The 12,767-nt window shown below is 68.4% G+C and carries 12 protein-coding genes and 2 pseudogenes; 12 read left to right on the top strand and 2 right to left on the bottom strand.

Annotation, left to right across the window (positions count from 1 at the left end):
- The 12 genes and pseudogenes from WS62_RS23450 to WS62_RS23500 form a co-directional block, all read left to right on the top strand.
- Positions 1 to 212: pseudogene (locus WS62_RS23450) on the top strand (multidrug transporter); the annotation flags it as partial.
- Positions 213 to 239: 27 nt separating this feature from the next.
- Positions 240 to 442: pseudogene (locus WS62_RS38400) on the top strand (hypothetical protein); the annotation flags it as partial.
- Between the two features lie 18 nt (positions 443 to 460).
- Positions 461 to 1,105, top strand: coding sequence for a GTP cyclohydrolase II (locus tag WS62_RS23455; RefSeq protein ID WP_066575911.1), 645 nt, complete (start codon positions 461 to 463; stop codon positions 1,103 to 1,105).
- Entirely contained in the window at positions 1,102 to 2,796 is a 1,695-nt protein-coding gene (locus WS62_RS23460; protein WP_066575918.1) for a WD40 repeat domain-containing protein, read from the top strand. The genes WS62_RS23455 and WS62_RS23460 overlap by 4 nt, the downstream gene beginning before the upstream one ends.
- Positions 2,793 to 3,485, top strand: a complete 693-nt coding sequence (locus WS62_RS23465; RefSeq protein WP_066575921.1) for a 1,6-didemethyltoxoflavin N1-methyltransferase — start codon at positions 2,793 to 2,795, stop codon at positions 3,483 to 3,485. The genes WS62_RS23460 and WS62_RS23465 overlap by 4 nt, the downstream gene beginning before the upstream one ends.
- A 15-nt stretch (positions 3,486 to 3,500) precedes the next feature.
- Entirely contained in the window at positions 3,501 to 4,484 is a 984-nt protein-coding gene (locus WS62_RS23470) for a formylglycine-generating enzyme family protein (RefSeq protein ID WP_066575924.1), read from the top strand.
- Positions 4,485 to 4,590: 106 nt separating this feature from the next.
- Positions 4,591 to 5,712, top strand: a complete 1,122-nt coding sequence (gene ribD / locus WS62_RS23475; RefSeq protein ID WP_066575926.1) for a bifunctional diaminohydroxyphosphoribosylaminopyrimidine deaminase/5-amino-6-(5-phosphoribosylamino)uracil reductase RibD — start codon at positions 4,591 to 4,593, stop codon at positions 5,710 to 5,712.
- 61 nt (positions 5,713 to 5,773) lie between these two features.
- Positions 5,774 to 6,826: a methyltransferase gene (locus WS62_RS23480; protein ID WP_066575928.1), complete on the top strand. Its 1,053-nt coding sequence runs from the start codon at positions 5,774 to 5,776 to the stop codon at positions 6,824 to 6,826.
- A gap of 2 nt (positions 6,827 to 6,828) precedes the next feature.
- Positions 6,829 to 7,692 carry a VOC family protein gene (locus tag WS62_RS23485; RefSeq protein ID WP_066575929.1) on the top strand — a complete coding sequence of 288 codons (864 nt, stop codon included), beginning with the start codon at positions 6,829 to 6,831 and terminating at the stop codon, positions 7,690 to 7,692.
- A gap of 32 nt (positions 7,693 to 7,724) precedes the next feature.
- A complete protein-coding gene (locus WS62_RS23490) occupies positions 7,725 to 9,128 on the top strand; it encodes an MFS transporter (RefSeq protein WP_066575936.1) in 1,404 nt (467 codons plus the stop codon).
- A 64-nt stretch (positions 9,129 to 9,192) separates the two neighbouring features.
- The gene (locus tag WS62_RS23495; RefSeq protein ID WP_066575939.1) at positions 9,193 to 9,684 is read left to right on the top strand and encodes a DUF2165 domain-containing protein; all 492 of its coding nucleotides are present in this window, start codon (positions 9,193 to 9,195) and stop codon (positions 9,682 to 9,684) included.
- Positions 9,685 to 9,702: 18 nt separating this feature from the next.
- On the top strand, positions 9,703 to 11,100 hold the full coding sequence (locus WS62_RS23500; protein WP_066575942.1) for a DUF6687 family protein: 1,398 nt from the start codon (positions 9,703 to 9,705) through the stop codon (positions 11,098 to 11,100).
- Here WS62_RS23500 and WS62_RS23505 read toward each other — a convergent pair.
- Together WS62_RS23505 and WS62_RS23515 are read right to left on the bottom strand one after the other, a co-directional pair.
- Positions 11,097 to 11,882 (bottom strand): helix-turn-helix transcriptional regulator, encoded by a 786-nt coding sequence (locus WS62_RS23505; RefSeq protein WP_066575945.1) that lies wholly within the window; start codon positions 11,880 to 11,882, stop codon positions 11,097 to 11,099. The genes WS62_RS23500 and WS62_RS23505 overlap by 4 nt on opposite strands.
- Before the next feature lie 402 nt (positions 11,883 to 12,284).
- Entirely contained in the window at positions 12,285 to 12,725 is a 441-nt protein-coding gene (locus tag WS62_RS23515; RefSeq protein ID WP_066575949.1) for a nuclear transport factor 2 family protein, read from the bottom strand.
- Between the last annotated feature and the right edge of the window lie 42 nt (positions 12,726 to 12,767).

Genomic DNA, 12,767 nt, shown 5'->3' on the forward strand with positions numbered 1-12,767 from the left:
CGGATCTGTACTCGGCGCAGCAGCAGCTCATCAGCGCGCGGCTCGCACGCTGGTCGAATCTCGTCGACCTGTATCGTTCGCTCGGCGGCGGCTGGATCGAGCGCGCGGGCGAGACGCCGCGCCCGGCTGACGCGCCGGTCGACTACGGCAAGGCGGCGGTGGGTGCGGCCGCGGGTGCGGGTGCGGGTGCGGGTGCAATTACGATTGGTTGAGCACGCAACCAATCGCGTGACGAAGACACGGATCGATCAATGATCGGCGATACCGTAATCGGTACGGATGCACAATCGGCGATGCTTTTGCACAATCGGACGCAGCAGCCAATCAAGAGCTCGCCGAGAACCCGAGAGACAGCAACAAACCGGAAGTCGATTCACCCCTTCGACATAACAACAAAGCAGCAAAGCTTCCGTGTTCTTCGCGATGCGAATCTCAATGTTGAATAACCTTGAGGCACAGCATGAATGATGGTCGAATCCCCCCAACGCTGAGCGCATCCGTCCGTACGCGCGTGAACGTGCCCATTCGCCCGCGCACCGCTCAGCAGAAGTTCGAGCCCGAGATGGTGACGTTCCAGGGCCTTTGCGACAACGCGGAGCATCTCGCGCTCGTCTTCGGGCCGCTCGCCGAGGCACCGCTCGTGCGCGTGCATTCCGAGTGCCTGACGGGCGACGTGTTCGGCTCCGCGCGCTGCGATTGCGGCGAGCAGCTCGACGAGTCGGTCGCGATGTTCGGCCGCGAAGGCGGTATCCTGCTCTATCTGCGCCAGGAGGGCCGCGGCATCGGGCTGTACAACAAGCTCGACGCGTACCGCCTGCAGATTTCGCAGGGCCTCGACACGTTCGCCGCGAACCGCGCGCTGAACTTCCCCGACGACTTGCGCGATTTCCGCGTCGCCGCGCAGATGCTGCAGGCGCTCGGCGTCATCGATATCTCGCTCGTCACCAACAACCCGGACAAGATTTCGCAGATCGAGAAGTACGGCATCCGGATCATGCGCGTGCTGCAGACCGGCGTGTTCGTCAACAGCACGAACCACGGCTACCTGCGCGCGAAGATCGATCACCACCGTCACGCCATCAACCTCAGCCAGGAACTTCAATGATCACTCACCGCGCACCGATCAGCGGGATTGCCGCGCACCGCGACAAATACGTCCTGACGGCGGGTTACGACAACCAGGTCATCCTGTGGGACGCGAAAACCCAGCGGCCGCTCGCCCGCGCGATGCACGACCACCTCGCGAACCAGGGGGCGTTCTCGCCCGACGGCGCATACGTCGTCACGTCGTCGTCCGATTACAGCGCCCGCCTCTGGACCGTGCCCGACCTGCGGCTCGTCGCGGTGTTCGCCGACCAGGAAGACGACGTCGAAATGAGCGTGTTCCATCCGGACAAGCCGCTTGTCGCGACCGCGTCGCGCGATCACCGCGTGCGGGTCTACGACTTCAGCGGCAAGCTGCTGAACACGTTCAGCGGCCACGCCGCCGACGTGATCTCGGTCGAATGGATGCGCGGCACCGACGAGATCGTGTCGTCAAGCGACGACGGCACGATCAAGCGCTGGTCGCTCGGCCACAACGGCCTCGTCGCCGACATCGATCTCGACGGCATCGAGACCGACACGATCGCGATCGCCGCCGACGGCCGCATTTTCGCGGGCAACGACGAAGGCGAGATCATCGTGATCGGCGACGGCGAACGCGCGACGCTGCAGGCGCACGATGCGGGCGTGAAACGCCTCGTGCTCGACAGCGATCGCGGCCTGCTCGTGTCGCTGTCGTACGACCGCACGATGCGGCTGTGGAAGATCGGCGCGTCCGGACAGCCGGAGGCGCTCGGCGGCGCGGCGCTGCCGCCCGAAGTGTGGCCGCGTTCGTGCTCGTTCGAAGGCGAAGAGCACATCGTGTTCTCGACGTTCCATTCGAGCTACCGCCGCTACAACTGGAAGGCCGAGCGCTGGGATGCGGCCGAGCTGCCGCCGACGCACGGCGTGAACGCGGCGCTGGCCGTCGACGGCCATCTGTGGACGATCGGCGACGCGGGCATCGTGCGCGTCGACCAGCGCGAGCATGCGCGCACAGGCAGCCTGTGCAACTTCCTGACGCCCGCGGGCGAGCTGATCCTGACGGGCGGCCAGCTCGGCAAGGTGTTCGACGCGCGCAGCGGCCGCGAGCTGCACCAGCACCGCTCGCCGCTCAACTGCGGCGTGTCGTTCGCGCGCGACGGCGCAGCGCATGCGGTGATCGGCGCGTACACGGGCGAAGGCATCGTGCTGCGGATCGACGGCACGAAGGCGACCCACGTCGCCGACCTGCCGCTGCACGCGAACGCGGTCAAGGGCATCGCGATCTCGGGCGACCTGATCTTCTCGGTCGCGGCCGACGCGTCGGCCACGTGGTATCGCGCGTCGACGCTCGAGCCGGTGTTCACGCTCAAGCGCGCGCACGACAAGATCGCGAACGGCTGCGCGGGCCTCGACAACGGCTTCTTCGCGTCGGTGAGCCGCGATCTTAAGCTGCGGATCTGGTCGCCCGACCATCACGCGGACGTGATCGCGACGCCGCACACGCACTCGATCAAGTGCGTCGCGGCGAGCGCCGACGGCCGCTACGTCGCGACGGGCAGCTACAACGGCCGCGTCGCCGTCTACGACCGTACCGACGCGCGCTGGACGCTCGACGTGCGCGTGACGACCGCAGGCGCGTCGTCGCTCAGCTACGACCCCGCCGCGCATGCGTTCCTCGCGAGCTCGTACGACGGCAACGTCTACCGCATTCCGCTGGAGCGCGTATGAGCGCCGCCGAACCGCACTACATCGACGCGCAGCGCACGATCGCGCCCGTCGACGGACCGCTCGCGGCGCCGCACGAGTACGCGGCGGTGCTGCGCTCGGATTTCGTGTCGAGCTACCACGACGGCCGCGACGTCTGGACCGACGAGGCGGCGATGCGTCCGGCGAGCGCGATCCTGCACGAGCATCTCGGCAGCCCGGCCGACGTCCTCGACGCGGGCGCGGGCCGCGGCCGCGACACTGCGTACTTTCTCGAGCACGGTCACCGGGTGACGGCGGTCGACCTCGTCGAGCCGCCAGAGTGGGCGCAGCTCTCGCAGCGCTGGGGCGAACGCGTGCGCTTCGTGGCGAGTCCCGTGTCCGAGCTCCAGGGCGAAGCCCAGTTCGACGGCGCGCTCGACAACGGTTGCCTGCACCACCAGCATCCGGACGCGTACGCCGCGTATCTCGCGCGCGTCCATGCGCTGCTGCGGCCCGAGGGGCTCTTCACGATCTCGGTGTTCGAGGCCGACGGCGCGGGGCGGCTGTACGCGAACCACGCACAACGCCTCTATCGCGAGTTCACCGAGCCCGAGCTCGTCGAACTGCTAGGCGCCGCGCATTTCACGCCCGTCAGCAGCCACCGGGTGCCGCGGCCGAAGGCCGGGCTGCACTACCTGGTGCTGACGGTCCGCAAATCCCGTCCCGACTGACGCGAGTTCATGCCCATGACACTCAAGCTGGCCGACAACCCGAACTCTCTCAGCGACCGCGCGGCGATGGCGCTGCCGGAAGATCTGTTCGTCGCGCGCACGCCCGCGACGGTCTTCTCGACGCATCTCGACCTGCTGCGCCTCGCGCCGGCGCAGTGGGTCGCGATCGCGCAGGATCCGGGCGCACCGTTCGAGCGGCGCTACGCGGCGGGCGCGCTGCTCGGTTTTGCCGGCGACCCGCGCATCCGCGCGCTCGATCCGGAGATGTGCGACGTGCCCGCCGCGCAGGCGCGGCTCGGCACCGAGCCGGAGCAAGTGCCGCAGGTGATCGCCGAATGGGAGCGCGTCGGCGTGATCGAGGAATGGATCGCGAAGGAATGCCCACGCTACACGACCGAGCTCGCCGCGTACCGGATGATGCGCTACCCGGTCACGAACCTCGAATACCGGCGCTTTCTCGAAGAGACGGGCGCGCCGTGGCTGCCGACGTCGTGGGCGTTCGGCGTCTATCCGGTCGAGCGCGCGAATCATCCGGTCTGGTCGGTGCCCGCCGAGGCGGCCGACGCCTACGCGGCCTGGCTGAGCGAAGCGACCGGCCGGCGCTTCCGGCTGCCGAGCGAGGCCGAGTGGGAATACGCGGCGTCGGGCGGCACGGGCGTCGAGTATCCGTGGGGCGACGCGTTCGATCCGCGCGCGGCGAACACGGTCGAAGCCGGGCCGCTGTCGACGACGCCCGTTGGCATCTTCCCGCTCGGCCGCAGCGTGTTCGGGATCGACGACCTCGCCGGCAACGTCGAGGAATACGTCGCGGACGACTATCACCCGTATCCGGGCGGTGCGGCGATCGACGACGACCTCGCGCTCACGCAAGGCAGCTACCGGATCGCGCGCGGCGGCAGCTTCACGCGCTTCGGCGATCTCGCACGCTGCGCGCGCCGTCACGGCCGCTATCAGCGCGACATCTACGCGATGGGCTTCCGGCTCGTGGAGACGCGATGAGCGCGAAACGGACCGCCATTCGGCGCGCGCGCCGCGCATCGGCTTCTCCGGCACGCGGCCGCGCCGGGCATTCGGCACCCGCCGCGCACCAGGCGGACGGCAGACGATGAATACGTTTTCCGATATCGACCGCCTGCACATGGCCCATGCGCTGCGGCTCGCCGAACAGGGCCTGTACACGACGCGCCCGAATCCGCGCGTCGGCTGCGTGATCGCATGCGGCGAACAGGTGCTCGGCGCCGGCTGGCACCGGCGCGCGGGCGAACCGCACGCGGAAGTGCACGCGCTGCGCGAAGCCGGCGAACGCGCGCGCGGCGCGACCGCATACGTGACGCTCGAGCCGTGCGCGCATGACGGCAGGACGCCGCCGTGCGCGAACGCGCTCGTCGCGGCGGGCGTCGCGCGCGTCGTGATCGCGGCGCGCGATCCGTTCGAGCAGGTCGCGGGGCGCGGCGCCGCGCGACTCGCCGACGCGGGCATCGTCGTCGAACAGGGGTTGATGGAAGCCGAGGCGCGCGAGCTGAACATCGGCTTCTTCAGCCGGATCGAGCGCGGCCGCCCGTGGACGCGCGCAAAGCTGATCCTGTCGATCGACGGGCCGCTCGACGAGATCGACCGGACGGTGCTCGACGCGACGGAAGCCGAATCGCGCGACGACGTCCGGCACTGGCGGGCGCGCAGCTCCGTCGTGCTCGCGCCGCACGGCGCGCCCTCCCCAGCGGCGCGCAACGGCGCCGCGTCGGGCTACGTCGTCCGCTCGCGCGACTTCGCGGCGCTCGACGCGTCGCCCGCAACGGTGGAAGGCGTGCCGACGCTCACGCTGCATCGGGAGGACGCGTGCGTCGCCGCCGGTTACGCGACCGCGCGCGCCGATGCGCCGGCCGCATCCGCATCCGCATTCGTATCATCCACCGATGCCGACGCCGACCTCCGCTTGCCCGACGCACTCGCACGCCTTGCGGCGCGAGGCGTCAACGAGCTGTTCATCGACGCCGATCTCGCGCTATGCGACGCGTTGTTCGAAGACGATCTCGCCGACGAGCTGCTGCTGTACGTGCATCCGTCGCGCTGCGGCGTGCCCGTGCCGGCGCCGCGGCTCGTCGCGTCGATCGACGACGTCGCGCACCGCTGGGGCCTGCAGCCGTTCCAGCATCGCGCGATCGGCTGCGGCCAACGCATCCTGCTGCGCCGTCGCGCGCGGCAACCCGAGCAGACAGTACGTCAATAGCCGCGCGGCGCCCGTCGCCGCGCACCGGTTTTTCCCAGGACCACATCGAACGAGGACCTCAATGAACGCATCTGCAGTCGAGACCATCTACGAGTCGACCGAAGACAAGGCGGCACTGACTTCGGTCGTCGACTTGGTGAAGCTGTCCGACCAATACCGGCAATCGGCGATCCTGCATTACGCCGTCGCCGAAAAGCTGTTCGATTTGACGCAAACGAGCCGCACGCCGGCCGAAGTCGCCGCAAGCTTCGGCATGGTCGAGGGCAAGGTCGCGATCCTGCTGCACGCGCTCGTCGCGCTCGGCCTCTTGAACAAGGAAGGCGACGCGTTCCGCAACACCGAGCTGACCGCGCGCTACCTGACGAGCACGAGCGCCGATTACATCGGCCCGATCGTCGAGCACCAGCATCTGCAATGGGACAACTGGCCCCGCCTCGGCGAGATCCTGCGCAGCGAAAAACCGCTCGGCTTCCAGCAGGAGAGCCGCTTCGCGCACGACACCCGCGCGCGCGACGCATTCAACGACGCGATGGTGCGCCTGAGCCAGCCGATGGTCGACGTCGTGAGCGGTCTCGGCGTGTTCGCCCATGCGCGCACCGTGATCGACCTCGCGGGCGGCCACGGCACGTATCTCGCGCAAGTGCTGCGCCGCCACCCTGAGCTGACGGGCCAGATCTGGGATCTGCCGACGACCCGCGACGCCGCGCAGAAGACGATCAAGGCGCACGGCCTCGCCGGCCGCGTCGAGTTCTTCGAGAAGAACCTGCTCGACGCGCGCAACTTCGAGGGCGGCGCGGCGGACGTCGTGATGCTGAACGACTGCCTGCACTACTTCGACGATCCGGAAGCGCGCGCGGTGATCGGCCATGCGGCCGGCCTCGTGAAGCCGGGCGGCGCACTCCTGATCCTCACGATGACGATGGACGACAACCGTGTCACGCCGGCGCTGTCCGCCGATTTCTCGCTGCACATGATGGTGAACACGAATCACGGCGAGCTGCATCCGACGCCGTGGATCGCCGGCGTCGCGCGCGACAACGGCCTGTCGGTCAGCGAGCGGTCGATCGGCCGCTACACGCTTCTCATCGGTCAACGTCCCGCCAGCGAGGTCTAACCATGCTCGTCTTCGAACTGATCAATCTCGACGTCAATCCCGCCGACGCGGAACAGATCACGCGCACGCTGTCCGCGCAATGCACGGCGGCCGGCTACCGGCTGTGCGCGCCGCAAGCGGACGGCGCCGCACCCGACGGCGTGTTCGTGCTGTCGCGCACGGCTTCGGCCGCGGCGAACGCCGAGCGCGTCGGCCCGGCCGGCTGGGCGGCCGCCGCGCAGATCCACATCGATCCGGCCGGCGCGAACGGCGAAGCGCCCGCCGTCTGGCGCGAAGGCCATTCGAGCGCGTTCTGCTATCCGCTCGCGCTCGAACTGACGGCGGCCGACGCATCGTCCGACATCGCGCGCGACTGGCTCGCGAGCTTCGCGACCTTCACCGCTTGCATCAAGATGTGGCGCCGGCTGCGCGACGAGCCCGAGCAAGGCCGGCCGCGCGAATTGCGCGTGAACCACATCAACATCCTCGCCCGCGATCTCGATAAATCGGTCGATTTCTACCGCCGAATCTTCGGAGCCGCCTACTGCTACAACCTCGGTCCGAAGAAGGTTGTAATGGAGCTGAACGGCTTCGATTTCTTCATCGAGCAGGCGGACGTGGTCGCCTACCCGCCCGGCTTTCACTTCGGCGTACGCTCGGATCCGGACGGCGTCAAGTCGATCGCCGAACTCGTCGAGGCGGACGGCGGCATCAAGATCGTCAAGGGCAACGGCCCGGCGCCCGGCTATCACGCAGGCCCGGACCGCGTGCGCACCGCCTTCTACTTCCAGGACCCCGACGGGCTCGAAATCGAAGTCTATTCCCCGGAGATCGAAATGCTCGAGAGCAATCCGCACCTGATCTCGCAGCATCTGTCGCCGTCCTGACGCACCCGACCCAGCAACCGACGAGGTAGTCCATGAGTTCCATCACCGCCCCTTCGTGGGGAGAACTGCTGTCCGGCCGCAACGGCCTGCGCTCGATCGCGCTCGCAGGAGGCGTCGCGCTGCACGCGATCAACATCTATATCGCGACGACGATCCTGCCCTCGGTCGTGCGCGACATCGGCGGACTCGAGTACTACGCATGGAACACCACGCTGTTCATGGCCGCCTCGATCATCGGCGCGCCGCTGTCCGCGAACGTGCTCAGCCGTTTCGGACCGCGCGCCGCCTATCTCGTCGCGCTCGTCGTGTTCTGCGCGGGCACGCTCGCGTGCGCGGGCGCGAAGGACATGCCGTGGATGCTCGTCGGCCGCTTTGCGCAGGGCTTCGGCGGCGGCATCCTGTTCGCGCTCAGCTATGCGCTGATCCGCATCGTGTTCGACGAGCGCCTGTGGTCGCGCGCGATGGCGATGGTGTCCGGCATGTGGGGCGTCGCGACGCTGTGCGGGCCCGCGATCGGCGGGATCTTCGCGCAATCGGGCACCTGGCGGCTCGCGTTCGTCGCGCTCGTGCCCGTCGCCGTCCTGCTTGCGCTGATCGTGATCGTCCAGTTGCCCGCGCGCGAAGCGTCGGGCGCACGGGCCGCGCGGCCCGCGATCGGCAAGATCCTGCTGCTCGCGGTGTCGGTGCTCGTCGTGTCGGTCGCGAGTCTGTCGAAGGAGATCGTCGCGAATGTCGGAGGCGTCGCCGCGGGCCTCGCGATCGCCGTGCTGATCGCGCGCTTCGAGCGCGGCGCGACGATCCGGCTGCTGCCGACGGGCGCGTACGACGTGCGCACGCCGCTCGGCGCAATCTACGCATGCATGAGCCTGCTCGTGATCGGGATGACGACCGAGATCTTCGTGCCGTACTTCCTGCAGATCATCCACGGCTACCCGCCGCTCCTCGCCGGCTACCTGACCGCATTGATGGCGGCGGGCTGGACCGTCGGCTCGCTGTTCAGCTCCGGGCGCAGCGCGCGCACCGCGCAGGCGCTCGTGCGCGGCGGGCCGCTCCTCGTCGTGCTCGCGCTCGTCGCGCTCGCGATCGTCGTGCCGCCGCGGCATCTGCTGAGCGCGGGCCCCGGCCTCGCGCTGCTGTGCGCGGCGCTCGCGGCGGTGGGCTTCGGCATCGGCGTCGGCTGGCCGCATCTGCTCACGCAAGTACTGACGAGCGCGCCGGCCGGCCAGGAGGATCTCGCGTCGACATCGATCACGACCGTCCAGCTCTATGCGACCGCGATCGGCTCCGCGCTCGCCGGCCTCGTCGCGAACCTCGCGGGCTTCTCGGAGCCGGGCGGCCTCGCCGGCGCGCAGCACGCGGCCGCCTGGCTCTTCGCCGTGTTCGCGGCGGCGCCCGTGCTCGCCGCGCTCGTCGCGCGCCGCGTGCGCACCCGATGACCGCCGCGCGCGCCGCACTCGCGGCGCGCGTCGCCCGGACACGCCCCGCAACAGGACAAGCACGATGAGCCCGCCGACCGACATCGATCTGTTCAAGAGCCTTCACGCGTTCGCGATCGCCGGATGGGCGACGATCGTCACGATCAACAACGTGCAGACGTTCGCCGCGACGACGGGCACCGTCGGCCGCACGATGAGCATGGCGCTGCTGAAGCAGGACCCGCCCGTCGACACGCCGCTGCTGCGCCGCGCGGCGACGTCGCGCGGCCTGCACCGGGCCGCGCTCGCGATCATCGTGCTGCTGCAGGCAATCACCGCGATCGCGATGTGGGGCGGCGTCTGCCTGCTGCTGACGACGCCGGCGCCTCACGCGGCCGCGCTGCCGTGGCTCGACGCCGGCGCGACCGGCTTCGCCGCGTGCGCGCTCGTGCTGCTGCTCGGCGGGCTGTGGTACGGCTACTGGATACGTCAGGAAGGCCTGCAATTGACGCATGTCGCGCTCGTCATCTGGTCGATCGCCGCCTACCTGCTGTTCCACCTCGGTACGACAACTTGATTTGACAGGATCCCTGCGATGACGACTCTTCTTCCCCTCCACGACGGCGATCGCGTCGTGCAGCTCGACGACGACGTCGCCGCCCGGCTCGACGGCTTCGAGCTGCGGCTGCTCGCGGGCCGCATCGTCGCGATCCGCGACAACCAGTTCATCGATCTGCAAAACCTGATCGCGGGCAGCGGCGCCGTCACGCGCGACGGCAATCCGTACGACCTGCGACGCCGCAATCTCGGTGCGCTCCATTACGACTTCGGCCGCCACGGCGAGCTCGAACTGCGCGATGCCGCCACCGACGGCGCCGGCCTTGCCGCCGCGCTCGCACCGCAGACAGCGGCCGCGCCGCCGTCTCCGGTTGACGCAGTCCGGCTCGCGCCCGGCGGCCGCCTCGCGTTCCTGCCGTTTGAGCGCGCGCGCGACGTGCCGAACATCTCGGCGGACGCGACCCACAACGCGGCGACGCGGATCACGCTGTCGCACTGGCCGGCTAACCGCACGCCCGCGCGCTACAAGGCGAATCTGTCGACCGAGAGCGTGCTGCGTTTCGTGCCCGAATGGGTCGACGATCCCGACGTGCGGCACGTGACGACCGATCACTTCGATCTCGACGGGCTCGCGTCGGTGTACGGGCTGATCGCGCCCGACCATGCGTTGCGCCATCAGGCGCTGCTCGTCGATGTCGCGCGCTTCGGCGATTTCGCGCGCGGCCGCTCGGACGTCGCCCGCCGGCTTTCGTTCGCGCTGAATGCGGTCGCGGCGCAAGCGGCGCGCGACATCGGCACGCCGTGCGACGAGAGCACGCGCATCGCGCGGGTCTTCCGCGCGCTGCTGCCGGCGCTGCGCGATCTGCTCGACGCGCCGTCGATCCCCGACGCGCTGTGGCGCGACGCCGACCGGCACCACGCGGCGACGGAAGCGCTGCTCGACCATCCGGACGCCACGCTCGAGCAGCATCCGGAACTCGATCTCGCGGTGTTTCGCCTGCCCGCCGCGGAGGCGCTGCGAGGACGCGTGTCGCAGCGCTACTTCGGCCTGTCGCCGATCGGCTTTCACAACCGGACGCCGCTGTCGACGGTCGCGCTCGTCGCGCACGGCGACGTCGTCGTGCATCAGCGCTACGAGGGATGGGTCGAGCGCGTGTCGGCGGCGCCGCGGCCGCGGCGCGATCTGTCGATCTTCGTGCGCGCGCTGCAAGCCGCCGACCCGCACGCGTGCCGCTGGCAATACGACGGCGTGCAGCACATCATGCCGCGGCTCGGCCACGACGGCACCCGGCCGAGCGGCATTCCGGCGGAAACGATCGTGCTCGAGCTGAAGCGCCTGCTCGCGGTCGCGCCCGCCGCGTGGCAGCCGACGCCCGCGCCCGAGCGAAGCGCCGAAGCGCCGCTCGCTCGCGTCGCGGGCGGCGCGCTCGGCTAGAGCATCGCGACGACGGCTGGCGGCGCGGCGGCCGCCAGCACGTCGGCAGGCATCGGCGGCGCCGCGCGCTCGAGCACGACCGAAAGCTGATTGCGCAGCAGCGATTGCGGAATGCGGTTGCAATAGCCGGCGCCCGCCGCGAGATCGATCAGTTCGTTCTTGCTCGACGCGGAGAACTTGCAGCGCAGGCTTTCCATATATTGCTCGATTGTCCGCACCGACAAGCCGAGGATGTTCGCGACGTCCTTCGCTGTCTTGTTGCGCGCGAGGAAGAACAGCACCTGCCGCTCGCGCTCGGTCAGCGCGAGCGCGTCCTTCCGCGAATCGATCCGGTACGAGCCTTGCTCGACCGGATCGCCGACCCGCTTGCCCGCATACGAATCGCCGATCACGCGGCCGAGCGTGATCATGTCGATCTGCGACAGCTCCGCCGCATGAAAGATCGTGCCGACGATTTCCTGGTTCCTGTCGACAAGCGGGATCTTCGTGAAGACGAACGCCATCCAGACGTCCGACGCATACGGATGGACGTCGAGCACCTTGATCGCCCGGCCGGTTTCGCGGACCTCGCGATCCTGCGCCTGGAATTGGTCCGCGCAATTCGACGAGCCGCATGGCAAATCGAATGCGGATTTGTTTTCGAGTTCGCGCGGATTGCGCACGCCGACCACTCGGGCGAACGCATCGTTGACGTGAATGAATCGCGACTGGCGGTCCTGGCAGCCCCAAAGACCGGGATAATGATCGAAAATCAACTTCAGTTGGTCAACGAAACACGTCATCTGGCCTCCAATTGGTATTTTTCGGTCACACCTGCGAGTTCGTCGCGCGCGCAAAAGCGCGCGCGGACGAAACAATCTCCTCCACTGCTTGATCGATCACTGCAAGTCGGCATGCGGAACGACGCCGCGCGATGCGCGTCGGCACACGCGCTCGCTCGAATCCGATCGGGACATCGGTGTTCCGCCACGCCGTGAAACACGGCTGTCGCGCATTCGAAATAAAACGATTCGCGACAACGTTCGCGAATCGTTCATGATAAGGATCGATCACGCGTGCATGGCACAACGACCGCGCGACCTGTTTCGGAGTTTAAAGCAATGCAGTTGTAAGATTTAGCTTGAAAACGCTATTAGTGTTTTATAAAGCGAAAATCTCTATTTCTATTTTTATTCGCTTGTTGTTCACACATTCGACTTGAACTCGGGCAGCCGCGTACCAATGCGCGCCGCCATTTCCGCGCCGAGCGCCTGCAGGCCGCTTGCCGGTCGCACCATCACCTCGAACTCGACGATCTTGCCGCGCTCGTCGAAGCGGATCAGATCGACGCCCTTCAACTGCTTGTCGCCGACTCGCGCGCTGAACTCGAGCACGACGTTCAGGCCGTCGTCGGTCGCGAGCTGACGGTGATAGACGAAATCGTCGAACACCTTCACGACCGTGCCGATCGCGAGCACGAGCGCCTGCGCGCCTGCATAGGCCGAATGCGCGATCGGCGAACGGAACACCGCGTTCGGCTCGGCGATGTCGGCAAGACCGGTCATGTCGCACGCCGCGACCATCGCGTGCCAGCGCTCGAGCGACAGCCGCACGGCCGGCTGCACGCCGGCGGGAATCGAAGTCATGTTGCGTCTCCTTTTCGGTAAGTCGGAAGTGTCGTCATGTCA

The organism is Burkholderia sp. ABCPW 14 (genome assembly GCF_001523835.1).
GTDB classification, from domain to species: domain Bacteria; phylum Pseudomonadota; class Gammaproteobacteria; order Burkholderiales; family Burkholderiaceae; genus Burkholderia; species Burkholderia mayonis.